The sequence below is a fragment of the Streptomyces sp. NPDC058653 genome (genome assembly GCF_042716895.1).
Classification (GTDB): Bacteria; Actinomycetota; Actinomycetes; order Streptomycetales; family Streptomycetaceae; genus Streptomyces.
In genome coordinates this window covers 145,171-172,034 of sequence record NZ_JBHXRM010000001.1, presented here as the reverse complement: position 1 = coordinate 172,034, position 26,864 = coordinate 145,171, and the positions used below count along the sequence as shown (strand labels likewise).

19 protein-coding genes are annotated in these 26,864 nt (G+C 70.7%); 13 read left to right on the top strand and 6 right to left on the bottom strand.

Going from position 1 to position 26,864, the window contains the following annotated elements; genetic code table 11:
• Window positions 1-57: 57 nt before the first annotated feature.
• Window positions 58-2,745, bottom strand: coding sequence for a PA14 domain-containing protein (locus tag ACFWU9_RS00720; protein WP_384313476.1), 2,688 nt, complete (start codon window positions 2,743-2,745; stop codon window positions 58-60).
• Window positions 2,746-2,934: 189 nt separating this feature from the next.
• On the opposite strand from ACFWU9_RS00720, the gene ACFWU9_RS00715 reads away from it, so the two are divergent.
• The 6 genes from ACFWU9_RS00715 to ACFWU9_RS00690 all read left to right on the top strand — a co-directional run bounded on the left by ACFWU9_RS00715 (window position 2,935) and on the right by ACFWU9_RS00690 (window position 10,720).
• Window positions 2,935-3,969: a LacI family DNA-binding transcriptional regulator gene (locus ACFWU9_RS00715; protein ID WP_384313474.1), complete on the top strand. Its 1,035-nt coding sequence runs from the start codon at window positions 2,935-2,937 to the stop codon at window positions 3,967-3,969.
• A gap of 228 nt (window positions 3,970-4,197) precedes the next feature.
• Window positions 4,198-5,286 carry an ABC transporter substrate-binding protein gene (locus ACFWU9_RS00710; protein ID WP_384313472.1) on the top strand — a complete coding sequence of 363 codons (1,089 nt, stop codon included), beginning with the start codon at window positions 4,198-4,200 and terminating at the stop codon, window positions 5,284-5,286.
• A 1-nt stretch (window position 5,287) separates the two neighbouring features.
• Window positions 5,288-7,087, top strand: coding sequence for an ATP-binding cassette domain-containing protein (locus ACFWU9_RS00705; protein ID WP_384313470.1), 1,800 nt, complete (start codon window positions 5,288-5,290; stop codon window positions 7,085-7,087).
• Window positions 7,080-8,042: an ABC transporter permease gene (locus ACFWU9_RS00700; RefSeq protein ID WP_384313468.1), complete on the top strand. Its 963-nt coding sequence runs from the start codon at window positions 7,080-7,082 to the stop codon at window positions 8,040-8,042. Before ACFWU9_RS00705 ends, ACFWU9_RS00700 begins: the two co-directional genes overlap by 8 nt.
• The gene (locus ACFWU9_RS00695; RefSeq protein WP_384313466.1) at window positions 8,039-9,100 is read left to right on the top strand and encodes an ABC transporter permease; all 1,062 of its coding nucleotides are present in this window, start codon (window positions 8,039-8,041) and stop codon (window positions 9,098-9,100) included. Before ACFWU9_RS00700 ends, ACFWU9_RS00695 begins: the two co-directional genes overlap by 4 nt.
• Window positions 9,101-9,367: 267 nt before the next feature.
• A complete protein-coding gene (locus ACFWU9_RS00690; RefSeq protein ID WP_384313465.1) occupies window positions 9,368-10,720 on the top strand; it encodes a hypothetical protein in 1,353 nt (450 codons plus the stop codon).
• Between the two features lie 92 nt (window positions 10,721-10,812).
• Here ACFWU9_RS00690 and glgC read toward each other — a convergent pair whose 3' ends face one another.
• The 3 genes from glgC to ACFWU9_RS00675 are packed head-to-tail and all read right to left on the bottom strand — an operon-like array spanning window position 10,813 to window position 14,093.
• A complete protein-coding gene (gene glgC / locus ACFWU9_RS00685; protein ID WP_384313463.1) occupies window positions 10,813-12,030 on the bottom strand; it encodes a glucose-1-phosphate adenylyltransferase in 1,218 nt (405 codons plus the stop codon).
• A gap of 55 nt (window positions 12,031-12,085) precedes the next feature.
• Window positions 12,086-13,297 (bottom strand): glycogen synthase, encoded by a 1,212-nt coding sequence (glgA, locus tag ACFWU9_RS00680; RefSeq protein ID WP_384313461.1) that lies wholly within the window; start codon window positions 13,295-13,297, stop codon window positions 12,086-12,088.
• Window positions 13,298-13,319: 22 nt separating this feature from the next.
• Entirely contained in the window at window positions 13,320-14,093 is a 774-nt protein-coding gene (locus ACFWU9_RS00675) for an IucA/IucC family C-terminal-domain containing protein (protein WP_384313459.1), read from the bottom strand.
• A gap of 261 nt (window positions 14,094-14,354) precedes the next feature.
• Here ACFWU9_RS00675 and ACFWU9_RS00670 point away from each other — a divergent pair, with 261 nt between their 5' ends.
• The gene (locus ACFWU9_RS00670) at window positions 14,355-15,536 is read left to right on the top strand and encodes a DMT family transporter (RefSeq protein ID WP_384313457.1); all 1,182 of its coding nucleotides are present in this window, start codon (window positions 14,355-14,357) and stop codon (window positions 15,534-15,536) included.
• Here ACFWU9_RS00670 and ACFWU9_RS00665 read toward each other — a convergent pair.
• Window positions 15,417-16,715: a peptidoglycan DD-metalloendopeptidase family protein gene (locus ACFWU9_RS00665; protein ID WP_384313456.1), complete on the bottom strand. Its 1,299-nt coding sequence runs from the start codon at window positions 16,713-16,715 to the stop codon at window positions 15,417-15,419. The genes ACFWU9_RS00670 and ACFWU9_RS00665 overlap by 120 nt on opposite strands.
• 232 nt (window positions 16,716-16,947) lie before the next feature.
• Here ACFWU9_RS00665 and ACFWU9_RS00660 point away from each other — a divergent pair, with 232 nt between their 5' ends.
• Window positions 16,948-19,545: a glycoside hydrolase family 3 C-terminal domain-containing protein gene (locus tag ACFWU9_RS00660; RefSeq protein WP_384313454.1), complete on the top strand. Its 2,598-nt coding sequence runs from the start codon at window positions 16,948-16,950 to the stop codon at window positions 19,543-19,545.
• Between the two features lie 16 nt (window positions 19,546-19,561).
• Window positions 19,562-20,704 carry a LacI family DNA-binding transcriptional regulator gene (locus ACFWU9_RS00655; RefSeq protein WP_384313453.1) on the top strand — a complete coding sequence of 381 codons (1,143 nt, stop codon included), beginning with the start codon at window positions 19,562-19,564 and terminating at the stop codon, window positions 20,702-20,704.
• Between the two features lie 10 nt (window positions 20,705-20,714).
• Here ACFWU9_RS00655 and ACFWU9_RS00650 read toward each other — a convergent pair whose 3' ends face one another.
• Window positions 20,715-22,070: an ROK family transcriptional regulator gene (locus ACFWU9_RS00650; RefSeq protein ID WP_384313451.1), complete on the bottom strand. Its 1,356-nt coding sequence runs from the start codon at window positions 22,068-22,070 to the stop codon at window positions 20,715-20,717.
• Between the two features lie 139 nt (window positions 22,071-22,209).
• On the opposite strand from ACFWU9_RS00650, the gene ACFWU9_RS00645 reads away from it, so the two are divergent.
• Genes ACFWU9_RS00645 through ACFWU9_RS00630 form a run of 4 tightly spaced genes read left to right on the top strand, consistent with a single transcriptional unit; the run spans window position 22,210 to window position 26,830 of the window.
• A complete protein-coding gene (locus ACFWU9_RS00645) occupies window positions 22,210-23,526 on the top strand; it encodes an ABC transporter substrate-binding protein (protein WP_384313449.1) in 1,317 nt (438 codons plus the stop codon).
• A 10-nt stretch (window positions 23,527-23,536) separates the two neighbouring features.
• Entirely contained in the window at window positions 23,537-24,547 is a 1,011-nt protein-coding gene (locus tag ACFWU9_RS00640; RefSeq protein ID WP_384313447.1) for a carbohydrate ABC transporter permease, read from the top strand.
• On the top strand, window positions 24,537-25,415 hold the full coding sequence (locus ACFWU9_RS00635; protein WP_384313445.1) for a carbohydrate ABC transporter permease: 879 nt from the start codon (window positions 24,537-24,539) through the stop codon (window positions 25,413-25,415). The genes ACFWU9_RS00640 and ACFWU9_RS00635 overlap by 11 nt, the downstream gene beginning before the upstream one ends.
• 59 nt (window positions 25,416-25,474) lie before the next feature.
• The gene (locus ACFWU9_RS00630) at window positions 25,475-26,830 is read left to right on the top strand and encodes a GH1 family beta-glucosidase (protein WP_384313443.1); all 1,356 of its coding nucleotides are present in this window, start codon (window positions 25,475-25,477) and stop codon (window positions 26,828-26,830) included.
• Window positions 26,831-26,864 lie beyond the last annotated feature (34 nt).

Here is a 26,864-nt window from a genome sequence, read left to right as displayed (position 1 = left end):
CGGAACGCGCGAGGCGCCGTACGGGTATGGGACCCGTACGGCGCCCGAGGGGCAGGTTCAGGAGGTCGCGCACTCCATCGAGGCCGGGTCCGACGCTTCGCGGATCAGGCTCTGGTGTGCCGCCTTGAGCCGCTCGACGTCGGGCTTCATGACCTTGCGGTCGTAGGTGAGCAGCCCGTTGAGCTCACCCTCCACATCGGAGATCTGGGTGTACACGGCCCCGTTGCTCCCCCGGCAGGCGAGGTCGCGTACGTTGCCGAGCTGCGCCAGGTACTCGTCCGTGTACTTCTCCTGGTCGACGCCCACATAGGTGTGCTGGACCGGCCAGGCGTGGCCCGGTACGGCGAGCCCGAGGCCGCCGTACTCGCCGCTGACCAGCGCCCGTCTGCCGTCGGGCGCGGGCAGCAGTGGCGTCGGATAACCGTGCGCGTCGGCGATGTCGCCGTTCTTGCCGTCGACGGCGCCGCAGCAGTTGATACCGCTCATGTTGTTGACGAGCCGGGTCGGGTCCCAGCCCTTGGCCTGATCGGCGATCCGCGCCTGGTCGTACTGGCCCCAGCCCTCGTTGAAGGGGACCCACATGATCACCGAGGGGCTGCTGACGTGCTGGTCGATCATCTCCTTCATCTCGTGCTCGAACTGGGCCGCCGCCGGGGCGGCCGGCGACTTCGGCATCGAGGGCATGTCCTGCCAGACGAGGAGCCCCAGCTTGTCGGCCCAGTAGAACCACCGGTCCGGCTCCACCTTGATGTGCTTGCGCACGGAGTTGTAGCCGAGTTCCTTGTGCTTCTTGAGGTCGAACGCGAGCGCCTCGTCGGTCGGCGCGGTGTGCAGCCCGTCCGGCCAGAAGCCCTGGTCGAGCGTGGCCATCAGGAAGACGGGCTTGCCGTTGAGGACGGTGCGCTGCGCTCCGTCCACGGTCTCGACGGCGATGGAGCGCATACCGAAGTAGCTGCCCAGCCGGTCGCCGGAGCGGGCGTCGCCGACCGTCACGTCCAGCTTGTACAGGTGCGGGTCCTCCGGCGACCAGAGGCGCGGGTCGCGCACCGGCAGGCTGAGCGGCGCCCCCGTACGGCCCCGGACCGTGCCCACCTTGCGCTTGCCGTCGTAGGCGGTGGCCGTCACCGGCACCCCGTCGCGCACGCCCCGTACCTCGACCGCCAGCTTCTCGCCGGCGACGTCCGGCGTGAGCTTCAGCGAGTCGGCGTGGTCGGCGGCGACCGGCTCCATCCAGACCGTCTGCCAGATGCCCGACGAGGAGGTGTAGAAGATCCCGCTCGGGTCGAGGCGCTGCTTGCCCATGGGCGGGTTCTCGCCGCCCGCCGCGTCGGTCGGGTCGTACACGCCGACGATCAGCTCCTGCGTACGGCCGGGCTTGAGGGCGTCGGTGACGTCCACGCCGAACCGGTCGTAGCCGCCCTTGTGTTCGGTGACCTTCCTGCCGTTGACGTAGACGGTGGACTGCCAGTCGACGGCGTCGAAGTTCAGCTTGAGGCGCTTGCCGTCGCGGTGGCCGCCCTTGCGTCCGTCGGCGATGTCCCAGCTGTCCGGCACGGTGAAGGTACGGCGGTACCACATCCGGTCCTCGTGCCGCTCCAGACCGGAGAGCTGGGACTCGACGGGGTACGGGACGAGGATCCTCTCGTCCAGCTTCTTGCCGACCGGCGGGCGCTCGCCCTCCTCGGCGGCGGCGAACTGCCACTGTCCGTTGAGATTGCGCCAGGCGTCCCGGGTCATCTGCGGACGCGGGTACTCGGGCAGCGCGTTGTCCGGGCCGACGTCCTCGGCCCAGGGGGTGGAAAGCTGGTACTCGGACCTGTTCGGCCCGCTGCTCCAGAACTCACCGACGGGGTCGGCGTCCTGGGAGGCGAGGCCGCCCTCGCCGTCGTAACGGATGTCGGCGGAGCCGCCCTTCCCGACCACCGGTTCCTTGAGACCGACGAGCAGGCTACGGGCGTCGGCGGGGTCCTTCTTCACCTGGCCGAGGGGCCACTCGGCGCCGCCGATGATCGCGTCGAGGTGCTCGCCGAGAGAGGCCGGGACCGCGGCGAGCGGCTGTGCGAACTCCATGCGCAGTGTGCGGCCGTCGGCGAGGACCGTGGTGGAGATGGCGCCGTCGTACGCGTACCCGTCGGGGAGGCGGAAGGCCGAGGTGGGCACCGGCTCCTTGGCGCCACCGGGCTCGGTCCAGTTCAGATGGAGGTTCGAGCCGCCGACGTCCTCGAAGTACTCGACCTTGATGTCGTACTCCCGGCCGCCGTCGAGTTCGACGGGGTCGGCGGTCTGCTCCTTCTCCCAGTCGTTGACCCAGTGGTCGATGGCCATCTCGCCGTCGACCCAGAGCCGGAACCCGTTGTCGCCGATCATCGAGAAGGTGTGCGGACCGCTCTCTTCAGGGACGATCTTCCCGGTCCAGCGGACGCTGGCGTGATCGGCGCTGCCGGTGGCCGTGGAGAGCCGTGAGTCGAGGTTGTCGAAGTCGATCTGGGGGTCGAATCCGGTGGCCTTCAGCTCATGGAAGTCGAAGGCGCCGGGCGCCGACGAGGAGTAGTACTCGCCCTTGAGTCCATGGGGCACGACCGGGTCGTCCGCGGCCGTGGCCGCCGGGACCGCGGTGAGTCCCGCGAGGCCCAGGACCGAGGCGAGCAGAAGGGCGACTTTTCTTCGGATGCGCACAAATCCTCCTTGCTGCTGGACCCTGTCGGGTGAGCGCCGGTCGGGCAGTGACACCCGAACGGCGGTCATCCGGCTGGGTCCGAGGGTGGCGGCTCGTTGCGACAGTCTGTACAACGTTGGAAGGAACGGCAGTTGGCATGACAACATGCCGTTCCACTTGCTGTCCAGGGCCATGACAAAGCCCGGTCCCGCAACGTATATAACGTTGTACAGATTGGGCAGGGGCGACCTTCGGGCCGACCTCGGAGGGGAAAAACGGTGACCGTCAGCCTCAAGGACGTCGCGGAGCGCGCGGGCGTCTCCATCAAGACCGTTTCGAACGTGGTGAACAACTACCGGCATGTCACCCCGGCGATGCGGGCCCGGGTCCAGCTGGCCATCGACGAGCTCGGGTACCGGCCGAATCTCACGGCCCGCCATCTACGCAAGGGGCGCACCGGGATCATCGCGCTGGCCGTTCCCGAGCTGGGCAACCCGTACTTCGCGGAGCTGGCCGGCTCGGTCATCGACGTGGCCGCCGAGCACGAGTACACGGTGCTGCTCGACCACACGGGTGGCCGGCGCGAGCAGGAGGTGCTGGTCAGCCAGGGTTTCCGGGCGCGGGTGATCGACGGGCTGATCCTGAGTCCGATCGAGCTGGAGACCGAGGATCTGCTCGGCCGGGACCAGGACGCGCCGCTGGTGCTGCTCGGCGAACGGGAGTACGACCTGCCGTACGACCACATCGCGATCGACAACGTGGCCGCCGCCCGGACGGCCGTACGGCATCTGCTCGATCTCGGCAGGTCGACGATCGCGTTCCTGGGCGCGCGGACCGACCGGGTCAACGAGCCGTCGCATCTGCGACTGCGGGGCTGGCGCGCCGAGTTGAAGGCGGCGGGGCTGCCGGCGCCGGACTCCCTGATCGCCCCGACGGGCGGCTGGGACCACGCCAACGGCGCGGACGCGATGAATCAGCTGCTCGACTCGGGCGTGACGCCCGACGCGGTCTTCGCCTACAACGACCTGATCGCGATCGGCGCGATGCGGGTGCTCTCCGAGCGGGGGCTACGGGTCCCCGAGGACGTCGCCGTCGTCGGTTTCGACGACATCACGGAGGGCCGCTACGGAGCTGTGACCCTCACCACGATCTCGCCGGACAAACAGACCATCGCCCGGCTCGCCGTGCGCTCCGTCGTCAACCGGCTGCTCGGCACCGGAGACCCCGTGGGCAACGGCTCACGCGAACTCCGCGCCGATTTCCGGCTGGTGGAGCGGGAGAGCACACGCGGCCGTCACCGGGACGGTGGCTGAGAGCACCACCGGCCCCCGCACACCCAGCCGTTATCGCGCGAAGGCTTTACAGCCTCCGTACAACGATGTAAAAACCGTTCCGAACGACTCCCGCACATCCGCTCCAGCAGTCCGCCGGGCCGGCGGCCGTTCCGACCGACGGCCCGGCAGTCCAGTTCGCCAGTTCCGTACGAGCCGACCTCCCGCGAGCGTCCCGGTCGCCGGGGCCGCGCCGAGATGGGGATCTCCATGAAGCTTTCCGCCGTCCGCCGTACCACCACCACTACCGTCCTCGCCGCGAGTCTCGTCGGCGCGCTCGCGCTCAGCGGCTGCGCCAAGTCCGAGGACGACGCCTCCGACAAGAGCTCGTCGGCCGGCGAGAAGGACAGCGGCCAGGTCGTCGCCACGCCCGGCGCGGACGACAAGACCTGTGACCTCACGCAGTTCGGCGGCGAGAAGATCGACCTCAAGACCGCCACAGTCGGCTTCTCCCAGTCCGAGAAGGAGGCCAACCCCTTCCGGATCGCCGAGACCGCGTCCATCAAGGCCGAGGCCAAGGAGCGCGGGATCAAGCTCCTGTCCGCCAACGCCCAGACGCAGTTCTCCAAGCAGATCAGCGATGTTCAGGACCTGATCGCCAAGGGCGCCGACCTGCTGGTGATCGCGCCCCTCAACTCGGACGGCTGGGGCCCGGTGCTGCGCAGCGCCGCGGCGAAGAAGATCCCGATCGTCACCATCGACCGCAAGATCAACGCGACCGCCTGCAAGGACTATGTGAGCTTCATCGGCTCGGACTTCATCGAGCAGGGCAAGCGCGCGGCCGACCAGATGATCGAGGCGACCGGCGGCAAGGGCGAGGTCGCGATCCTGCTCGGCGCCGCGGGCAACAACGTCACCACCGAGCGCACCAAGGGCTTCAAGGACCAGGTGGCGGCCAAGGCCCCCGAGCTGAAGGTGGTGTTCGAGCAGACCGGTGAGTTCGCCCGCGAGAAGGGCCAGCAGGTCACCGAGCAGCTCATCCAGTCGAACCCCGGCATCAAGGGGATCTACGCCGAGAACGACGAGATGGGCCTCGGCGCCGTCAACGCCCTCAAGGGCGCGGGCAAGAAGGCCGGCGACGTCAAGATCGTGACGGTCGACGGCACCCGTAACGCGGTCCAGGGCATCGTCGACGGCTGGATCTCCGGGGTCGTGGAGTCCAACCCGCGCTTCGGACCGCTCGCCTTCCAGACCCTCGACGCCTTCACCAAGGGCGAGAAGGTCTCGCAGGACATCGTCATCCAGGACGGCGCCTACACCCCGGAGAACGCCAAGGCCGATCTGGGCAGGGCTTTCTGACGTGCTGTCGGTCACCGGTCTGACCAAGACGTTCCCGGGCGCACGCGCGCTCGACGGCGTGGACTTCGCCGCATCGCCGGGCGAGGTCCACGCGCTCATCGGCGAGAACGGGGCCGGGAAGTCCACCCTCATCAAGGTGCTCACCGGTGTGTACCAGCCCGACGAGGGCGAGATCGTCCACGACGGGCGTCCGGTGCGCTTCCAGACTCCGCTGGAGGCGCAGCACGCCGGGATCTCCACGATCTACCAGGAGGTCAACCTCGTCCCGCTGATGAGCGTGGCGCGCAATCTGTTCCTGGGGCGGGAGCCCCGGAACAGGCTCGGGCTCATCGACTTCCGCCGGATGCACGGCGAGGCCGACGAGGCGCTGCGCTCGCTCGGGCTGCGGGTCGACGTCAAGCGTCCGCTGCGGACGCTGGGCGTCGGCGCGCAGCAGATGGTGGCGCTCGCCCGGGCGGTCTCCGTCGACGCGCGGGTGGTCATCATGGACGAGCCGACGTCGTCGCTCGAACCGCGCGAGGTGCGCACCCTGTTCGGTGTGATCAGGATGCTCAAGGAGCGCGACATCGCGGTGGTGTACGTGAGCCACCGGCTGGACGAGCTGTACGAGGTCTGCGACAAGGTCACGGTGCTGCGCGACGGCAGGCTCGTGCACACCGGACCGATCGCGGACCTCGACCGGCTGCGGCTGGTGTCGCTGATGCTGGGCCGGGAGATGGCCGAGGTGAGCGGCGAGGGTGTCACCAAGTTCACCGGCGACCATCACGCGGGCCGCGAACCGGTGCTCAGCGCGCGGGACTTGACGGTGCGTCATACGCTGCACCAGGTCTCGGTCGAGGTGCGGCCCGGTGAGGTCGTGGGCCTCGGCGGGCTGCTCGGCTCGGGGCGCAGCGAGACGGCCAAGGCCATCGCGGGCGCGCTGCCGCCGGACTCCGGGAAGGTGGTGGTGGCGGGCTCCCCCGTCCGTACGGGGTCCACGCCCGCCGCCATCCGGGCCGGCATCAGCCTGCTGCCGGAGGACCGCAAGGCCGAGGGCATCGTGCCCGGTCTCTCGGTACGGGAGAACATCGCGCTGGCGGCGCTCCCCGGGCTCTCCCGGTTCGGTCTGGTGGACGACGCCAAGGTCGACAAGATCGTGGACACCTTCATGAAGCGGCTGCGGATCAAGGCGTCCGGGCCGCACCAGAAGGTCGGCGAGCTGTCCGGCGGCAATCAGCAGAAGGTCCTGCTGGCCCGCTGGCTCGCGATGCAGCCGAAGGTGCTGCTGCTGGACGAGCCGACCCGTGGCATCGATGTCGGAGCCAAGGCCGAGGTGCAGGGCCTGATCGACGAACTCGCCGACGAGGGGCTCGGGGTGCTGCTGATCTCCTCCGACATGGAGGAGCTGATCGAGGGGTCGGACCGGGTGGTGGTCCTCAAGGACGGCGCCGTGGTCGCGGAGTTGACCGGCGACGACGTCACGGAGGACCGGCTGCTGCACGCGATCGCGGCCGCGCCGGAGTCGGACGCGGAGCTCAAGACGGTAGCGCCGGACGCCGCGGCGATCGTGGCCGGGGTGCCGGAGTCGGTGTCGGCGTCGGCGTCGGGACTGGCGGCGGAACGGGTGTCGGAACGGGTGTCGGAGCCGGTCCCGGAGCGTGCGGCCGTACCGAGCCCGGTGGCGGGCGCGGCGCCGGACTCCGCACCGGGCTCCGGACCCGACACCGCAGCGGACGCCGGACCGGACGCCGGACCGGATTCCGCACCCGCCTCCGCGCCGGTCGACACGACCTCCTCAGGAGGGGAGACGGACCATGACTGAACTCGCCCTGAAGGGCGCCCCCCTCGACCGCGCGCGGCTGCTGCGCCTGCTCCAGGACTACGGCGTGTACGCGGGCGTCGCCGTCCTGCTGCTGGTCAACATCGCGCTCACCCCGCACTTCCTGTCCACGGAGAACTTCCGTACGCAGGCGGTCCAGGTGGCGCCGGTGCTGATCGTCGCCCTGGGCATGGCGCTCGCGATCGGCAGTGAGGGCGTCGACCTGTCGGTCGGCTCGGTGATGGCCCTGTCGACCTCCCTGCTCTCCCTCTACCTCGGGTACGGACCCTGGGTCGCGCTGATCGTCGCGATGATCGGCGGCGCCGTCGTCGGCCTCGCGAACGGTTCGCTGATCGCGTTCATCGGGGTCCAACCGATCGTCGCCACACTGGCGTTGATGGTCGCGGGACGCGGAATCGCCCTCGTGCTGCTGCCACAGCTCAAGGACGTCCGCGACCCGGGCATGTCCTCGCTCGGCTCGGGCGACCTGTTCGGCATCCCGTATCTCGTACTGATCGCCGCCGCGCTGGCGCTGCTCGTCGGATTCATCGTGAAGCGCACGACGTTCGGCCGGCAGCTCCTCGCGATCGGCGACAGCCGTCCCGCCGCACAGCTCGCCGGACTCCCGGTGCGCCGCGTGCTGATCCTCGTCTACGTCATCGCGGGCGTGCTCGCCGCGATCGCGGGCGTGCTCGCCACCGCGCGCCTCCAGGCCAGCGACCCGACGTCGCTCGGCACACTGATGGAGCTGTCGGCGATCACAGCGGTCGTCGTCGGCGGCACTCCGCTCAGCGGCGGCCGGATCAGGATCGGCGGCACGGTGGCCGGCGCCGTACTGATCCAGCTGCTCACGGCGACGCTCATCAAGCACGATCTGCCGCCCTCCTGGACGCAGATCGCCCAGGCAGTCGTGATCGTGCTCGCGGTCTACGCGGCACGCGAACGGGGAAAGCGATGACCCACACCCAGACGGAGCGTCCGGCCGGCGCCACGGGCCCCGGCCCCTCCCCCGGCAAGGGGGGCACCGGCAAAGACACCGACGAGGCGCCGCTCGGCGCGAGCCGGGCGGAGCTGCTCAGCGCGCTCGCCCAGCAGCACGGCGCGCTCGTCACGCTGCTGCTCGTCGCGATCGGCGCGTCGATCGGCTTCGACACCTTCCTCACCGGCGACAACCTGGAGAACATGGCGGTCTCGTCGGCGTTCCTGGCGATCGTCGCCCTCGGGATGACGTTCGTGATCATCACCGGCGGTATCGACCTCTCCGTCGGCTCGCTCTTCGCGCTCGGCGGTGTGCTCGGCGCCTGGGGTTCGCAGTACGGCACGCTCGTCGCGCTCCTCCTGCCCCTGGCGGTCTGCGGTCTGATCGGTCTCGTCAACGGACTGCTGATCGCGAAGGCACGGCTGGCGCCGTTCATCGTCACGCTCGCGGCGATGCTCGCCGCCCGCGGCATCCTGCTCGCCGTCACCGACGAGGGCTCCACCACCTATCTGGTGGACGAGAAGTCCTTCTTCGCCGGCCTCGGCCAGGAGAAGCTCCTGGGAATCGGGGTGCCGGTGTGGATCACGGTGGCGCTCTTCGTCGGGGGCGCGGTGATGCTGCGGCGCAGCCGGTTCGGCCAGTACGTGTACGCGGTCGGCGGCAACGAGGACGCGGCGGCCCTGATGGGCGCGCCCGTGGCCCGTACGAAGATCGCCGTCTACACCCTCTCCGGCCTGTGCGCCGGACTGGCCGGGGCGCTGAACGCGGCCTGGCTGGTCTCGGGCGTCACGATCCTCGGCACCGGCATGGAGCTGGAGGCGATCGCGGCCGTCGTCATCGGCGGCACCCTGCTGACGGGCGGCTTCGGCTTCATCAGCGGTTCGCTCGTGGGCGTTCTGCTGCTGAAGGTCATCCAGAACGTCATCAACCAGATCGGCTCGCTCGACTCGGCCTACCAACAGGTCGTCAGCGGCGCCTTCCTGGCGGTCGTGGTGATCGCCCAGACGTGGCTGGGCAGGCGCCGCCGGCTGATGTGACGGCCGCTGCTCCGCCCTCGGGCACGGGACTCGGTGAGACCTGTGCCCGAAGGTCCGCCGAGAGCGTGTGTCCCGGTCGGACGAGGAGCGGGAGAGTGGGACGGCCCGGCCGTCGGCGGATTCGCCGGCGGCCGGTCGGCGTCGTGGCGCTGTCCACGACCTCCCCGGTCGCGGCGTGCGAGGCGTTCATACAACTTCCCGGGCGGCACAGCCGTCCAACCGGTGCCGGGTCGGATCCGAACCGGCACTCATCTCAGGGGGATTGACATGAAGCCTGCCTCCGTCGGCCGCGCGCTGCGGCTCGGAGCCCGGACCACCGTGGCCATGGGGATGGCCGTCCTCGGCTTAGGCACGGCGCCGGCCTTCGCCGAGGAGCCGACCGACCAGTTGTGGATAGCCGTGCCGTACGAGCCCACGATCACCGTCGCGCCGGAGGGCGGCGTGGGACAGTACCGCGATCTGCCCGTCGGCCTGTACCACGACAACGACACTTTCACGGTCGGCGACGGACGGCTCACCGTCGACGTCTCGGGACTGGCCGGGGTCGCCGAGGTGGCCTGGCCGGAGAACTGCGTACCCGGGGGGAGTACGGCGGTGTGCTCCGTTCCCGAGGTCCCGACGCTGACGGACGACTACGAGGAGCAGGTGCGGCTCAAGGTGCGCGCCCTGCCCGGCACCGTGTCGGGCGCCCAGGGGAAGATCACCTACGAGGCGACGGCCAAGGGCGGTCCCGACGGCGAACTGGTCGCCCCGCAGAACTCGTTCGACACGACCGTGACGGTCGGCTCGGGCCCCGACCTGCGCGTACTGCGGCCGGACAAGCTGCTGGGCGTGCGGCCGGGCAGCTCGCTCACCGCGCCGTTCTCCGTCACCAACAACGGCAACGAGGCCGCGCAGGGCTTCAGCGTGCAGATGTGGGGGACGTACGGCCTTCACTTCGCGACGAAGTACCCGCAGTGCGTGTACACCTCCACGGGCGGTGAGGGCGAGGCCGCTCCGATGACCACCGTCACCTGTGCGTTCGACACGGTCGTCGCGCCGGGCGCCACCGTCGAGCTGCCCGCGCCGCTGAGGCTCGACGTCGCAGAGCACGCCCTGTACGAGCTCCTCGGCTACTCGGTCGAGCCGGGCGCGGGCGCCGTCGACATCCAGGCAGACGACAACTACGGTGACTGGCCCATCGAGGCGGTCAACACGGCGGACTTCGCCGTGCGCGGCGACACGGTCCGCGGCCGACCCGGTTCGACGGTCACGGCCGAGCTCCGCTTCCTGAACAGAGGTCCGGCGTGGGTCGGCCACGTCGGCTCGGGCGACCCGGCCGCGGTCGTCTCGTTCCACGTACCGAAGGGCACAGTCACCACCGCTGTCCCGGACCTCTGCGAGCCGCGCGAGCGGGACGGCGCACCTCTGGAGGAGCGGCTCGGCGCCCCGCGCTACGACTGCTACCTGCCGCTCTGGGTCGCGCGGGACTCGAAGACGGTGCTGCCGTTCCAGCTGGAGATCGACCGCGTGGTGCCAGGCGCGACCGGGAAGGTCGTCGCCCACCCCGGTTACGGCCCGTCGTTCCCGTTCGACCCGAAGCCGCGGAACAACACGGCACAGGTCGTGGTGAACCCGTAGCCATCCCTCCAGACCGGGGGCGCTCAGCCGACGCGGCGGGGCGCCCCCGGGCGTCGTGGAATCCGGCTGAGCCCCGGAACCGCCGACACGCCCTAGAAGACCCGCTGGCCCTTCCCGAGCGCTATCACGCCGTTCTTCGAGACCGTGTAGAGCTCCTCGTCCCGCCCCGGATTGACGCCGATGGTGGCGCCGGGCGGGACGTCCACGTTCTTGTCGAGGATCGAGCCGCGTACGACCGCGCCGCGCCCCACCCGTACGTTGTCGTGGAGCACCGAGCCCTGTACCACGGCCCCCTCCTCGATCACCACGCCGGGAGACAGCACGGACCGGGTCACCTGGCCGCGTATGACACAGCCCGGTGCCACGATCGACTCGCCGGCGATTCCGCCCGCGACGAAACGCGCGGGCGGCAGCTGGCCGGCATGGGTGTAGATGGGCCAGCGTCTGTTGTCGAGGTTGAACTCCGGCTGGTGCGAGATCAGATCCATGTGCGCGTCGTAGTACGAGTCGAGGGTGCCCACGTCGCGCCAGTAGCCGTGCTCGCGCGCCGTCTCGCCCGGCACATGGTTGTCGTCGAAGTCGTAGACCTGCGCCATGCCCTGCTCGGTGAGCATCGGCAGGATCGAGCCGCCCATGTCATGGACCGACGACTCGTCCTCGGCGTCCCGGTGCAGCGCGTCGACCAGGATCTTGGTGGTGAAGAGGTAGTTGCCCATCGAGGCGAAGACATGCTCGAGGTCGCCCGGCAGCCCCGGCACGTCGGACGGCTTCTCCTGGAACCGGTCGACACGCGTGCCGTCCGGTCCTGGCGTGATGATGCCGAACGACGACGCCTCGGCGCGCGGCACCCTGATGCCCGCGACGGTGACACCGGCGCCGCTCTCGATGTGCCGGCGCAGCATCTGCCGGGGGTCCATGCGGTAGACGTGGTCGGCGCCGAACACCGCTATGTAGTCGGGCTGTTCGTCATGGACGAGGTTGAGGGACTGGAGGATCGCGTCCGCGCTGCCGAGATACCAGCGCGGTCCGAGCCGCTGCTGGGCGGGCACCGGGGTGACGTAGTTGCCGAGGAGACTGGACATCCGCCAGGTGGTGCTCACATGGCGGTCGAGCGAGTGCGACTTGTACTGCGTCAGCACGCAGTTGCGCAGGATGTCACCGTTGACAAGATTGGACAGGACGAAGTCGACCAGGCGGTACGTACCGCCGAAGGTCACCGCCGGTTTGGCACGGTCGGCGGTCAGGGGCATCAGCCGTTTGCCCTCTCCGCCCGCCAGTACGATCCCGAGCACCGAAGGTCCACCACGCATCGCCGCTCCCTCTGTTCGCGACCTCTGCACAGGCCGTCCGGATCCATCTACCCGGCTACTCGGCCTTGAGCAGCTCTTCGTACACCTCGTACGTGCGGCGGGCGACCCGGTCCCAGCCGAATTCGCGCACCGCCCGGACACGTCCCGCCGCGCCCATCGCCGCCGCCGACTCCTCGTCGTCCAGGACCCGGTTGAGCGTCTCGGTGAGGGCCGTCTCGAAGTCCTCCGGGTGCCGTTCGTCGTACGGCACGAGCAGGCCCGTGCTCCCGTCGTCGACGACCTCGGGGATGCCCCCGACCGCCGAGGCGACGACCGCCGTACCGCAGGCCATCGCCTCCAGATTCACGATGCCCAGCGGTTCGTACACCGAGGGGCAGACGAACACGGCCGCGTGGCCGAGCAGTTGGACCACCTCGGGGCGCGGCAGCATCTCGGGGATCCAGAACACCCCGTCGCGGCTGCCGCTCAGCTCGTCCACCAGCTCGCGGAACTCGGCCCCGATCTCGGGGGTGTCGGGCGCGCCCGCGCAGAGCACCAGCTGCGCCTCGGGGTCCAGCGCGCGGGCCGCGCGCAGCAGGTGCGGCACGCCCTTCTGGCGGGTGATGCGGCCGACGAACAGCACATAGGGGCGGTCGAGGTCGATACCGATCCGCTCCAGCACGTCGGTGCCGGGGTCCGGGCGGTAGAGGCGGGTGTCGATGCCGTTGTGGATCACCCGCACCCGGTCCGGGTCGAGCGAGGGGTAGCAGTCGAGGATGTCGGCGCGCATGCCGTGCGAGACGGCGACCACGGCGTCCGCCGCCTCTATCGCGGAGCGCTCGGCCCAGCCGGACAGCTCGTACCCGCCGCCCAGCTGCTCGGCCTTCCAGGGCCGCAGGGGCTCCAGCGAGTGGGCGGTCATCACGTGCGGGATGCCGTACAGCATCTTGGAGACATGGCCGGCGAGCGCCGCGTACCAGGTGTGCGAGTGCACCAGGTCGCTGCCTTCGACGGCGGCGGCCATCGCGAGGTCCACGGAGAAGGTGCGCAGGGCGTCGTTGGCGCCTTCCAGTCCGGGGGCGGCCCGGTGCCGTACGACACCCCGGGCCCGCTCGTCGGCGCCGCCGCTCCCGCCCCAGCAGTGCACGCGCAGATCGGTCAGTTCGCGCAGCTCCCGGGCCAGGAACTCCACATGGACGCCCGCGCCCCCGTACACGTCCGGCGGGTACTCCCTGGTCAGCAGCCCGACCTTCACGCCATACCCCCGTCGCCCGACGATCTCAGCCATGTCATGGTCACCCGGAAACCTCTCATGCGGAAGAGCGCTGCGGTGGCCGGTCGAAGACGCAGTCCCCGCAGAGGCCGCCGGACGGGCAACGGTAGTAGAGGCAGCAGCTGTGCCGCCGGAAGGAGCCGTCCCGCCCGGCCCCGGTGGTCCGCAGGTCGGGGTGGGTGAAGAGCGCCGCGCCGATCGCGGCGGCCCGCTCGCCGACCTCGGGCCGTCCGGCCCGGCCGCTCCAGACGCGGAGTTCGCGGACGGCCCCGGCGAGGGCGGAGCCGGCGTTTCCCCACAGCAGGCGTGGCGAGATACGGCCGTCGGCGCGCAGGGCCGCCGCGAGGGGCACGAGATGGCCGTACTGGACCACTTCGCGGACCGCTGCCGCGAGGGCATCGGCTGTGCCCGCCGCCTCCGCCGTTCCGGCGGTGTCCCGAGTCGGGAAGGGGCGTGGCTCGACCAGCCGGAGGTCGTCGGGCGAGGAGCGGAGGGGGTCCCAGCGCAGCCGTGCCGGGTCCAGGTCGGGAACCTCGCCGTGCAGGGCGGCGGAGCCCAGTGCGACCGACCAGAGCCGGGCGGCGAGCCCGAGCTGCGCGACCGACGCGGCGATCCGGCGCTCGGGCGCGCCGAGCTTCCGGGCGACCGTGTCGACGCGCGCCAAGAGCGGGGCGATGTCGCCCGCGTAGATCTGTGCGAACGGAATGTACGCGCCGCCGTGCGCGCCCCCTTCCGCTTCCACGAGCCCTCCGGGCTCCTCCGTCCGCAGCGCGAAGAACCCGCCCACGGACCCGACCTCCACGAGATCCACCTGCCGCCCCCTCTTCTCGATCCTCACCCGACGATCACCGCCCGACGTCTTCGATCATCCTCGCCGTCACTGTCCGTAACGTCCGGCGGTCGCGGTGAGTGCCCGCTCCGAAGCACCGCGTACGTTCGCCGACTCCACCCGGGAACTCGGGCCACCGCCGGGGGAATGACTACAGCTCCATCGACGTACTACTACAGCAGTACGTCGGAATGCCGTCTTCAGGACGACGACTAATCGCAAAGGGCGAGAGATCGTGGATATATGAGTGCACTCGCGCTGTCCGTGCTGCTGTCACTGGTCTCGGCGGTCGCGTACGCGGCCGGGGCGATCCTTCAGGAGCGCGTCGCGGCGGACACGCCTGCCCGGCCCTACGCGCCCCTGCACCACGGCGTGTGGTGGGCCGCCGTGGCGTTGAACGGTGTCGGCGGAGTGCTGCACGTCCTCGCCTTGGCGTTCGGACCGCTCAGCCTCGTACAGCCGCTCGGCGCCCTGACGATCGTCTTCGCGCTGCCGATGGCGGCCGTCTTCGTCCGCCGCAGGGCCGGTGCCGCGGCCTGGCGCGGCGCGCTCCTGGCGACGCTCGGACTGGCCGGGCTGCTCGCGCTGACCGGCTCCGCCGACTCCCACTCGCTCGGCTCGGGCGAGCGCATGTTCGTGGCCGGTGCCACCGTCGGCCTGGTCGGTCTCCTCTTCCTGATCGCGCAGGCCGTGAACCGTCCGGCCCTGCGCAGTGTGCTGCTGGCCGCCTCGGCCGGTGTCGCCTTCGGCATCTCGTCGGTGTTCACCAAGACCGTGGCCGTCGACTGGTCCGACGGCACGTTCGGCGGCCAGGTTCCGAGTCTGCTGGTCATCGCGATCATGGCCGTGGCGGGGCTGCTGCTCTCGCAGGCCTCCTACCGAGGTGCGGGCCTCGCCGCTCCTCTGGCCACGGTCACGGTCGTGAATCCGGTGGTCGCCGCGGCGGTCGGGGTCACCCTCTTCGGCGAGGGATTCCGGTACGGCCTGACGGGCGGCATGCTCGCCCTCGGCTTCGGTGCGGTGACCGCCGGCGGGCTCGTCCTCCTGACGAGGGAGCGGCTCGCGGCGCAGGCCGCGGGGAGCGTCGGGGAACCGCCGGTCGGCGGGGAGGCGACGGACGCCGTCTCCGGGCCGGACAGGGGCCCGGTGGTCGGGCCGGCGGACGCCGCGGCCGGCTCCGCGTCGGTCGAGCCCCGTCACGCCTCGTGGGCGCGCCCGTCCTGGCACTGGCACACGACACCGCGCCAGCGGGCGCACAGGCCGGAACACAAGGCCGTGCGCCACATCCTGCGGCGGACCGTCCGGTCAGATGCGGACTCCGCCCGCTCTGAGGTAGGAGACGGGGTCGATGTCGGAACCGTAACCGGGCCCCGTACGCATCTCGAAGTGGAGGTGCGGTCCGGTGCTGTTTCCGGTCGATCCTGACCGTGCGATGCGCTGGCCCGCGTTCACCTTCTGACCGTCGCGCACGTTGAGCGCCGACAGGTGCGCGTACTGGCTGTACTTGCCGTCCCCGTGCCGGATGACGACCTGGTAGCCGTACGACCCCTCCCAGCCAGCCGACACGACCGTGCCACCCGCCACGGCCTTCACGGACGTGCCGGTGGGGACGGGGAAGTCGACGCCCGTGTGATAGCCGCTCGCCCAGGAGCCTGCCTGGCGGTACGGGGTGCCCGTGCTCGCGCTGACCGGGGCGCTGAAGCCGGACGACTGCTTCGGCTTCTCAGCGGTCTTCGGCTTCGAGGCCTGCTGCTTGGGCTGCTGCCTGGGCTCTTCCTTCGGCTTCTCCGCCTGCGGCTTGGCCTTGGGCCTCTCGGCCTGCTTGGGCGGCTGCGCCTTCGCGGCGGGCTTCTTCTCCTGCTTCTCGGCCTTCTTCTCCGCCTGCTTGGGCGGGGCGGCCGGCCTGTCCTTGGCCGGGGCGGAGACGTGCAGGACGAGCTTCTGCCCGGGGAAGATCAGATCGGGGTCGCTGCCGATGACCCGGCGGTTCTCCTCGTACAGCCGCTGCCAGCCGCCGCGCAGTTCCTCGGCGGCGGCGATCCCGGAGAGCGAGTCTCCTCCCGCCACCGTGTAGCCCTCGCGCTCGGTGGGCACGGACGTGGGCGAGGCGGCCTTCTTGGGATCGCTCCGGGGGGCGCTCTTCGCCGTGTCGCCGGCCGTCCGCGCGGTGTCCTGGCCGCCCTTCGTGTCCCGGGCCTTGGCCGGTGACACGTCGGGGGCGTCGCCGCCGCGGGTGAGTCCGGCCTCGACCGAGCAGTGGGGCCACGCCTGCGGCCCCTGGCCCTTGAGGACCTTCTCGGCGATGGCGATCTGCTGGTCCTTGGTGGCGAGGTCGGCCCGCGCCGCGTACTGCCCGCCGCCGAACGCCTCCCAGGTGGACTGGCTGAACTGGAGCCCGCCGTAATAGCCGTTGCCCGTGTTGATCTGCCAGTTGTTCGTGGACTCGCAGGCCGCGACCTTCTCCCATGTGTCCACGGGTGCCGCGGCGGCCGTGGACGCGCCGATGAGCGGCAGGGCGATGCCCGCGCCGCCGGCTGTCACGGTGAGGGACGCGCGGTTGATGCGGCTCGGCTGGTATCTGCGGTGGCGACCGGTTGCGGCCATGGTCTCGGCTCCCCCACTGGCAGGTAAGGACGTCTGGGACACGTCGCAATCGGTCAACTTAGGGCAGTCGCATGTGCAATGACAAGGGCTCACCCGGGGAGCCCGCGCGGCCCGTGTGCGCCCTCCGTGCGTCGTCGCAGACCAGGGGCCGGCATTGACAGCCCAGGCACCCTCCGGAGAGTCTTGGGCGAGGCTACGGGAGAGCGCTCTCCAACAGGATTGAAGGGGCGGAATGGCCGAGGACGAGACCGAGCGGCTGCTGGAGAAACTCGACATCGGGCAGAAGGTGCGTCTGCTGACGGGTGCCAGCAACTGGCGTACGTACGACGAACCGGCCGTCGGGCTCCGCCCTCTGACGATGTCCGACGGACCGGCCGGCGTGCGCGGTGAGGCCTGGGACGAGCGGCGGACCTCCCTCGTCCTGCCGTCGCCGACCGCGCTCGCGGCCTCCTGGGACGGGGAGTTGGCGCGCGAGCTCGGCGGGCTCCTGGCCGGCGAGGCGCGCCGCAAGGGCGTCCAGGTGGTGCTGGCCCCCACCCTGAATCTGCACCGGTCGCCGCTGGGCGGACGGCACTTCGAGTGCTTCTCCGAGGATCCACTGCTGACCGCCCGTACGGGCGTCGCCTTTGTGACGGGCGTGCAGGAGGGCGGAGTGGCGGCCGCGGCCAAGCACTTCGTGGCGAACGACGCGGAGACCGACCGGCTGCACGTCGATGTACGGGTGGACGAACGGACCCTGCGCGAGGTCTATCTGGCCCCGTTCGAGGCGGCGGTGGACGCGGGAGTCTGGGCGGTGATGTCCGCGTACAACAAGGTCAACGGCGAGACCATGTCGGCGAGTCGGCTCCTGGAGCGGCCCCTGAAGGAGGCCCGGCGGGGTGACGAAAACGGGACGGCCGACGCGAACGGGGCGAACGGGGCGAACGGCGCCGCCAGCGCGAACGGGGCGCCGTACGAGGACCGTTGGGGCTTCGACGGGCTGGTCGTCTCCGACTGGGGCGCGGTGCGCACGCTGCTCGACAGCGCGCGCTCCGGCCAGGACCTCGCCATGCCCGGCCCGGAGAGCCCGTGGGCGGCCGGGCTGCTCGACGCCGTGCGGGCGGGCCTGGTCGACGAGGCGCTGATCGACGACAAGGTACGGCGGCTGCTGCGGCTCGCCCGGCGGGTGGGTGCGCTGGGCGAACCGCGCCCCGTCCGGCGGCTGTCGACCCCGCCCGGCGATGGACTCGCCCTGCTGCGGCGGGCCGTGGCCGCCGGCTCGGTCCTGCTGCGCAACGAGGACCGACTGCTGCCGCTGGATCCGGTCCGGACGCGCCGCGTCGCCGTCGTCGGTCCGCACGCCACGGACGTCCGCATCCAGGGAGGCGGCAGCGCGGAGGTGTTCCCCGCGTCGGTGGTCACGCCCCTGGAGGGCATCGAGACGGCGCTGCGCGAGGCGGACGGGACGTCGGAGCGTACGGCGGCCGAGGTGACGTACACGCCCGGTCTGCCGCCCCACACCCGGCCGCGCCCGCTGGACCCCTCCTGGACGCGCGATCCGCGCGACGGCCGACCGGGCGTGCTCGTGCGGCTGCTGGACGCCGAGGGCACCGAACTGCACGCCGAGCACCGCCTGTCGGGCCGGATCGTGGAACCGGCCCGGGTTGCGGGCGCGGTCACCGTCGAGATCCGGGCCCTCGTCCGGCCTTCGGAGAGCGGCGGTTGGACCCTGGCGGTGGGCGGCTGGGGGCTCATCTCCCTCTCCGTGGACGGCCGGACGCTCATGACCGGCGAGTACCCGCTCGACAGCGACGACCCGACCCGGGTGCATGTCGCCCCGCCCTACCGTTGTACGCGGGCCCAGTTGACCGAGGGCGTGGAGGCGGAGGTGGTCGCCCGGCGCCGGCTCGACCCGGGCACGGGAGTGGCGACGCTGCTGGCCGCCGCGCCTCCGCCGGGTGACGCGCTGGCGGCTCTGGACGCCGCCGTGGCCGCCGCGCGGGCGGCCGAGGTCGCGGTGGTCGTGGTCGGCACCACCGAGGAGAGCGAGTCCGAGGGCCGCGACCGCGAGTCGCTGGCGCTGCCCGACGGCCAGGACGCGCTCGTACGGGCGGTGGCGCGCGCCAACCCCCGCACGGTGGTGCTGGTGAACTCCGGCGGCCCGGTCACCCTGCCCTGGCACCGTGACGTACCGGCGCTGCTCCTGACGTGGTTCCCCGGCCAGGAGGCCGGACACGGCCTGGCCGATGTGCTGTTCGGCGCCGCCGAGCCCGGCGGGCGGCTGCCCACGACCTGGCCGCTGACCGAGGAGGACGTCCCGGTGCTCGACACCCGGCCGCGTGAGGGATGTCTTCCTTATGAGGAGGGCGTCCACATCGGCCACCGCGCGTGGCTGCGGGAAGGGGTGGAGCCCGCGTACTGGTTCGGCCATGGACTCGGTTACACCACATGGGAGTACGAGGGGATGGAGGCGCCGGCGACCGTCCGCGCGTCGGGCGAGCCTGTCGACGTACGTGTACGGCTGCGCAACACCGGTCCGCGCGGGGGCCGTGAGGTCGTCCAGGTCTATCTGGCCCGGGCGGAGACGGCGGTCGACCGGCCGGTGCGGGCACTTGCGGGTTACGCGGCGGTGGAGGCGGGCCCGGGCGAGGAGGCCGTGGCGACCGTGCGGCTCGGAGCACGGGCGCTGGCGCACTGGTCGACGGAGCGCGGACGCTGGGAGACGGAACCGGGTCGATTCACGCTCCTGGCAGGGCCGTCGGCGGGTGAACTGCCGCTGCGGACCACGCTCACGGTGACGGCGACCGGTCCGCTGACAGCCGGTCCCTCGATGGAGAGCGCTCTCCGCTGATGCTATAAATGCGCTCATGACGGAGGATTCACGCGCGGCCGGCGCGCCCACGCTGGAGGATGTCGCCAAAGCGGCCGGAGTCTCGCGCGCCACCGTCTCCCGCGTCATCAACGGCGTACGCAATGTCGACCCGGTGATCCAGGCGGCGGTACGGGACGCGGTGGCCGTCACCGGCTACACCCCGAACCGCGCGGCCCGTTCGCTGGTCACCCGCAAGGCCGACTCGATCGCCCTGGTGGTGTCGGGGGCGGGGGACGACGCGCCGCCGGTGGCCGCGACGGCGGGCCCCGCAGCCGCCACCACCTCCGTCGGGCCGGGGAGCGGCGAGGGCGACGAGAGGGCCCGGTTCGACGGCGGTGTGGGCTCGTTCATGACCGAGGTCTTCGCCGACCCGTTCTTCGGCCGGGTGGTGACGGGCGTCGTCAACTTCCTGCGTCCGCGCGGGATTCACCCGGTGCTGATGTTCGCCGAGACCTCACGCGCGCGGGACGAGGTGGTGTCGTACCTCCGTCAGGGCAGCGCGGACGGCGCCCTGGTCGTCTCGACGCACGCGGAGGACCCGCTGCCCGCGCTCATCACGGACGCCGGGCTGCCCGCCGTGCTGTACGCGCGTCCCGCCCGCCCGGTACGGATCAGTTACGTCGACCTCGCCCACCAGGACGGCGCCAGGCTGGCCGCCGAGCATCTGCTGGCCCGGGGCTGCCGGCGGATCGCCACGATCGCGGGGCCGTTCGACGTACCGGCGGCGCAGGACCGGCTGGCGGGCTTCCGGGACTCGATGGCCCGGCACGGGCATCCGTACATCCCCGTCGCGGAGGGCGGGTTCACCGAGGAGAGCGGTGCGTCGGCCATGGAGCGCCTGCTCGCCGAACACCCGGATCTGGACGGGCTGTTCGTGGCGAACGACCTGATGGCCGTGGGCGCCTGCCAGGTGCTGCGTGAGCGCGGGCTGCGGGTGCCGGACGAGGTCGCGGTGATCGGCTTCGACGACAGCCGCGCGGCGGCGTCCTGCCGCCCCGCGCTGACGACGGTGCGGCAGCCGGTGGAGGACATGGCGGCGGAGATGGCACGCCTGCTGCTGGACCGGCTGTCCCGCCCGGACCGCGCGGTGACGTCGGTGATCTTCGAACCGACCCTGATCGTCCGGGCGTCGGCCTGACCGCTCCGGGTCACGGGCTCGGCTCCAGCGTCGGCGGTGGTGTGCGTGACCACCGCTCCGGGGGCAACACCCCCCGTACGCCCCCCGCCCGTGGTGTCTCGTCGACGCCGCCCGGCAACGGCCGTGTCCCTCCGCGGGCCAGGAAGTCCGACAGCGGCAGGGTCGCCGCGCCCACCGTGACCGCGTCCGGGCCCAGGCTGCCCAGCTCGACGGTCGCCCGCGCGCCGGTGTGCCGCAGCGCGTACTCCCGGGCGTAGCGGCGGATGTCGGGCAGCAGGTGCGGGCCGATCTGGAGGCCCGCCCAGCCGCCGAGCAGGACCCGTTCGGGCAGGAACAGGTTGATCAGGTCGGCGACCGCGGCGCCCAGGCATTCCGCCGTCTCGTCGAGGATCGAGACGGCGACCGGGTCGGGGGCGGGTCCGCCGGGCGGCGGGAACGCCGCGGCCAGCAGGGCGGCGAGGGCCGTCTCGTCGTCCGCGTCGGCGGGGAGCGGGCCGCCCGCCTCCTGCCAGCGTTCGCGCATCGCCTCGGCGCCCGCGTACGCCTCCAGACAGCCGATGGATCCGCAGCGGCAGCGCCGTCCCCGCATATGCACGGTGGTGTGGCCCCATTCCAGGGCGCCGCTGCGGTGGTTGCCGTCCAGCGCGCCGTCTTCGCCACCGTGAATCACACTCGCGCCGACCCCGGAGCCGATGAGGGCGATCGCCGCCGCCCCGGCGCCCCGGCCGCCGCCGAACCACATCTCCGCCTGGCCGAGTGTCTTGGCGCCGTTGTCGATGAAGAGCGGGACCTCGTCCGGTATGTCCACGGCGGTGCGCAGCAGTTTCTCGAAGGGAACGGCTGCCCAGCCCATGGTCTGTCCGTGCACGACCGCCCCTTCGGGGCCGTCGCGTTCGATGATGCCGGGGACACCGATGCCGATGCCGAGGAGTTCGCGGGGGTCGGCCCCGGCGTCCCGCAGGACGTGGGCGACGCCGGTGCGCACGTGCGCGACGATGCGTTCGACGTCATGGCCGTGCTGGGCCAACAGCCGCTCGGTGCGGGCGAGTTCGGTCAGGGAGAGGTCGAAGAGTTCGACGCGGACACGGGTTTCCCCTATGTCGATGCCGATGAGGAGCGCTCCGCCGGGGGCGACCCGCAGCAGCGTGCGCGGTCTGCCGCCGTCGGAGTCGACCACTCCGGCCTCCTCCAGGAGGCGTTCGGCGGCGAGTTCGGTGACGACGTTGCTGATGGAACCTGAACTCAGACCTGTCGCGGGACCGAGCTCCTGACGGCTCAGGGGCCCGTCGAAATACAACCGTTGCAACACCCTCGCCCGGTTGCCCCGGCGCAGGTCACGCACTGTTCTTCTGTCCCGTTCCGCCATGGTGCTCCCTCCCAGCAGGCAACATACCCCGGCCCCAGACCTTGACGCGACCTTCTCTCACCTCTTAAATCACGACATAAATTAAGCCGTGAGGCAGCGTTCGACTCTCGAACACAGCCACCCCGGAAAGGGGCTTCCCATGCGCGGAGTCAGAGCCGCAACAGTCGTCACCCTCGCCACCGCCCTCGCCGCCACCCTCGCCGGGTGCGGCGGCGGAACCTCCACCGACGAGGGCGGCAGCAACGATTCACCGAAGACGCTCACCTACTGGGCGTCGAACCAGGGCCCGAACATCGAAGCCGACAAGAAGATCCTCACTCCCGAGCTGAAGAAGTTCGAGAAGGAGACGGGGATCAAGGTCAAGCTCGAAGTGGTGCCCTGGTCCGATCTGCTGACCCGGATCCTCGCCGCCACCACGTCCGGCCAGGGACCCGACGTGCTGAACATCGGCAACACCTGGTCCGCCTCGCTCCAGGCGACGGGCGCGCTGCTGCCCTGGGACGACAAGAACTTCGAGGCGATAGGCGGCCGGGACCGCTTCGTCGACTCGGCCGTCGCCTCAGCCGGCGCGGAGGGCCAGCCTCCGGCGGCCGTACCGCTGTACTCGCTGGCGTACGCGCTCTACTACAACAAGCAGATGTTCGCGGACGCCGGCATCGACGGACCGCCCGCCACCTGGGACGAGCTGATCGCCGACGGCAAGAAGCTGTCCAAGGACGGCAAGTGGGCGCTGGGCGCCGAGGGCGGCAACCTCTCGAACAACATCCACCAGGTCTTCGCCCTCGGCCAGCAGCACGGCGACAACTTCTTCGACGCGTCCGGCAAGCCGACCTTCACCACCGACGCCAACGTGGCCGCCGTGAAGCAGTACGTCGACTTCATGGCCAAGGACAAGATCATCGCTCCGGGCAACGCGGAGTACGCCCAGAACCAGTCGCTGACCGACTTCGCCAAGGGCAAGACGGCGATGGTGCTGTGGCAGGCCGCCGCCTCGACCTTCGCCTCGCAGGGTATGAAGCCCGAGGACTGGGGCGCGGCGCCCGTTCCCGTACCGGCCGGCACACCCGGCACCGGGAAGCAGGTGAACTCCATGGTCGCCGGCATCAACATCGCCGTCTTCAAGAACACCAAGAACATCGAGGGTGCCAAGAAGTTCGTCAAGTTCATGACGAGCGACGCCGAGCAGAAACTCCTCAACAAGACCTACGGCTCCATCCCGCCGGTCGCCGCGGCCCAGTCCGACCCGGCGTTCGCCGCGCCCGATCTGAAGGTCCTGCGCGACACCCTCGCGAACAGCGCGGCGCCGCTCCCCCAGGTGCCCGAGGAGTCGCAGTTCGAGACCGCCGTCGGCACCGCAGTCAAGGAGCTGTGGGCGGACGCCGCCTCAGGGACCCCGGTGACCACCGAGTCCGTCAAGAAGCGGCTGGACAAGGCCCAGCAGCAGATGCAGCAGTGAGGCACCGCCCATGACGTCCACCGTGACTCCCCCCGTACGCAAGTCGGGCAGCGGTGCGGACCAGGGCGGCGGGGGCGCGCGGCGGCGACGGCTGCCGCGCGTCCCCGACCGGATCCGCCAGGGCGGGCTGCCCTATCTGCTGCTGCTCCCGGCCGTCCTGCTAGAACTGCTCGTGCACATCGTCCCGATGGTCATCGGGATCGTGATGAGCTTCCGCGAACTGACCCAGCTCTACATCAACAACTGGGGCAAGGCTCCCTGGCGGGCGTTCGACAACTACAAGATCGCCGTCGACTTCGACGCCCCGCTCGGCGAGGCGCTGCTCCACTCCTTCTACGTCACCTGTCTCTTCACCGTCATCACCGTCGGTCTGTCCTGGCTGTTCGGCATGGCCGCGGCCGTGATGCTCCAGGAGAACTTCCGCGGCCGGGGACTGCTGCGGGCCGTCTTCCTCACTCCGTACGCCCTGCCGGTGTACGCCGCGGTCATCACCTGGGCCTTCATGTTCCAGCGTGACAACGGCATGATCAACCACGTCCTGCACGACCAGCTCGGTCTGACCGACGAGCCGTCCTTCTGGCTGATCGGTGACAACAGCTTCATCGCGCTTGTGGTCGTCGCGGTCTGGAAGTCCTGGCCGTTCGCCTTCCTCATGCTGATGGCGGGGCTCCAGAACATCCCGCGCGAGCTGTACGAGGCGGCGTCCATCGACGGCGCGGGCATCTGGCAGCAGCTCCGCAAGATCACGCTGCCGTCGCTGCGCCCGGTCAACCAGGTGCTGGTGCTGGTGCTGTTCCTGTGGACGTTCAACGACTTCAACACGCCGTACGTCCTGTTCGGCGAGTCGGCGCCCGAGGCGGCCGATCTCATCTCGATCCATATCTACCAGTCGTCGTTCGTCACCTGGAACTTCGGTACGGGCTCGGCGATGTCCGTCCTGCTGCTGCTCTTCCTGCTGCTGGTCACGGCGGTCTATCTGGTGGCCACCTCACGTGGAAGGAAGGGTTCCGGTGCGCTCTGAGGCCCTGACCGGCAAGACCCGGTCTCCGCTCGCTCCCCCGGCGTCCTTCCGCTGGACGCGCCGGATCATCCTGACGTTCCTCACCGTCTTCGCCCTGCTGCCCGTCTACGTGATGATCAGCAGTTCACTGAAGCCGCTGGAGGACGTGACGGACACCTTCCAGTGGATTCCGTCCGAGATCACGGTCCGCCCGTACTTCGACATCTGGAAGACCGTCCCGCTCGCGCACTACTTCATGAACTCACTGCTGGTGGCGGGCGCGGCGACCGTCCTGTCGGTGACGATCGCGGTCTTCGCGGCGTACGCCGTGAGCCGCCACCGCTTCCGGGGCAGACGTGTCTTCACCGTCACGGTGCTCTCCACGCAGATGTTCCCGGGCATCCTCTTCCTGCTCCCGCTGTTCCTGATCTTCGTCAACATCGGCAACAGCACGGGCGTCGCCCTGTACGGGTCCAGGGGCGGGCTCATCCTCACCTATCTGACCTTCTCGCTGCCCTTCTCCATCTGGATGCTCATCGGGTACTTCGACTCCATCCCGAGGGATCTGGACGAGGCCGCGATGGTGGACGGCTGCGGCCCCTTCGGCGCGCTGTTCCGCGTGGTCGTGCCGGCCGCGATCCCGGGGATCGTGGCCGTGTCGGTCTACGCCTTCATGACCGCCTGGGGAGAGGTCCTCTTCGCGTCCGTGATGACGAACGACGAGACCCGCACGCTCGCCGTCGGTCTCCAGGGCTACGCCACCCAGAACGACGTGTACTGGAACCAGATCATGGCGGCCTCGCTCGTCGTCAGCGTGCCCGTCGTCGCCGGATTCCTGCTCCTCCAGCGCTATCTCGTCGCCGGTCTGACGGCGGGAGCGGTGAAGTGACACCACGTCAGATGACTCAGCGTCAGATATCCCAGGTCCCCCCGTCGGAAAGGCAGTCAGTGAACGAACTCAACGCCCTCCCCCACGATTTCGTCTGGGGCGTCGCCACCGCCGCCTATCAGATCGAGGGCGCCGTCGCCGAGGACGGCCGGTCCCCCTCGATCTGGGACACGTTCTCGCACACCCCCGGTGCCGTCGACAACGGCGACACCGGGGACATCGCCTGCGACCACTACCACCGGGTCCCCGAGGACATCGGTCTGATGAAGCGCCTAGGCGTCGGCGCGTACCGCTTCTCGCTCGCCTGGCCGCGCGTGGTGCCCGGCGGCGACGGGCCGGTGAACGAGGCGGGGATCGGCTTCTACGACCGGCTGGTGGACAGCCTGCTGGAGGCGGGCATCACCCCGTTCGCCACCCTCTACCACTGGGACCTCCCGCAGACGCTCCAGGACCGCGGCGGCTGGCCGGCTCGCGAGACGGCCGAGCACTTCGCCGCCTACGCCTCCGTCGTCGCCGAGCGCCTCGGCGACCGGGTGACCGACTGGGCGACCCTCAACGAGCCGCTGTGCTCCGCCTGGATCGGGCATCTGGAGGGCCGGATGGCACCGGGGCTGACGGACCTCAAGGCCGCCGTGCACGCCTCGTACCATCTGCATCTCGGTCATGGCCTGGCCGCCCAGGCCGTCCGCGCGGCCTCGTCCGGCGCCCGGATCGGCATCGTCAACAATCTCAGCCCGATCGAGCCGGCCACCGACCGCGACGCGGACCGGGCGGCGGCCCTGCGGGCGGACGGCCACATCAACCGCTGGTGGCTGGACCCCGTCCACGGGCGCGGCTATCCGCAGGACATGCTCGATCTCTACGGCGTCGAGCTGCCCGAGCGCCCCGGCGATCTGGAGACCATCGCCACGCCGCTCGACTGGCTCGGTCTGAACTACTACTTCCGCCAGGTGGTCGCCGACGACCCGGCGGGCCCGGCGCCGTACGCCAAGCAGGTCTATCTGCCGGGCGTACGCCACACCGCCATGGACTGGGAGGTGCACGCGGACGGTCTGGAGGAGCTGCTGCTCCGGCTGACCAGGGAGTACGGCGCCCAGCGCATCTATGTCACCGAGAACGGTTCGGCCTATCCGGATGTGCTGATGGACGACGGCACGGTCGACGATCCGGAGCGCACGCGCTATCTGGAGGAGCATCTGGAGGCGTGCGCCCGCGCGGTACGCAAGGGGGTGCCGCTCGCCGGGTACTTCGCCTGGTCGCTGCTCGACAACTTCGAGTGGGCCTACGGCTACGACAAGCGGTTCGGCCTCGTCCATGTCGACTACGCCTCGCAACGGCGGACGATCAAGTCGAGCGGGCACCGGTACGCCGAGATCATCCGTCAGCAGGCGGGCCGGAGCCAGAGAGCGGTATGAGACGCCCTGTCACCGGCGGCGGTCGGGACCGCCG

Bases quoted from the DNA above. Each gene is read 5' to 3' on its own strand.
- ACFWU9_RS00720 (WP_384313476.1), bottom strand. From the start codon at position 2,745: ATGACCGCCGTTCGGGTGTCACTGCCCGACCGGCGCTCACCCGACAGG.
- ACFWU9_RS00710 (WP_384313472.1), top strand. From the start codon at position 4,198: ATGAAGCTTTCCGCCGTCCGCCGTACCACCACCACTACCGTCCTCGCC.
- ACFWU9_RS00700 (WP_384313468.1), top strand. From the start codon at position 7,080: ATGACTGAACTCGCCCTGAAGGGCGCCCCCCTCGACCGCGCGCGGCTG.
- ACFWU9_RS00695 (WP_384313466.1), top strand. From the start codon at position 8,039: ATGACCCACACCCAGACGGAGCGTCCGGCCGGCGCCACGGGCCCCGGC.
- ACFWU9_RS00690 (WP_384313465.1), top strand. From the start codon at position 9,368: ATGAAGCCTGCCTCCGTCGGCCGCGCGCTGCGGCTCGGAGCCCGGACC.
- glgC (WP_384313463.1), bottom strand. From the start codon at position 12,030: ATGCGTGGTGGACCTTCGGTGCTCGGGATCGTACTGGCGGGCGGAGAG.
- glgA (WP_384313461.1), bottom strand. From the start codon at position 13,297: ATGGCTGAGATCGTCGGGCGACGGGGGTATGGCGTGAAGGTCGGGCTG.
- ACFWU9_RS00670 (WP_384313457.1), top strand. From the start codon at position 14,355: ATGAGTGCACTCGCGCTGTCCGTGCTGCTGTCACTGGTCTCGGCGGTC.
- ACFWU9_RS00665 (WP_384313456.1), bottom strand. From the start codon at position 16,715: ATGGCCGCAACCGGTCGCCACCGCAGATACCAGCCGAGCCGCATCAAC.
- ACFWU9_RS00660 (WP_384313454.1), top strand. From the start codon at position 16,948: ATGGCCGAGGACGAGACCGAGCGGCTGCTGGAGAAACTCGACATCGGG.
- ACFWU9_RS00655 (WP_384313453.1), top strand. From the start codon at position 19,562: ATGACGGAGGATTCACGCGCGGCCGGCGCGCCCACGCTGGAGGATGTC.
- ACFWU9_RS00650 (WP_384313451.1), bottom strand. From the start codon at position 22,070: ATGGCGGAACGGGACAGAAGAACAGTGCGTGACCTGCGCCGGGGCAAC.
- ACFWU9_RS00645 (WP_384313449.1), top strand. From the start codon at position 22,210: ATGCGCGGAGTCAGAGCCGCAACAGTCGTCACCCTCGCCACCGCCCTC.
- ACFWU9_RS00640 (WP_384313447.1), top strand. From the start codon at position 23,537: ATGACGTCCACCGTGACTCCCCCCGTACGCAAGTCGGGCAGCGGTGCG.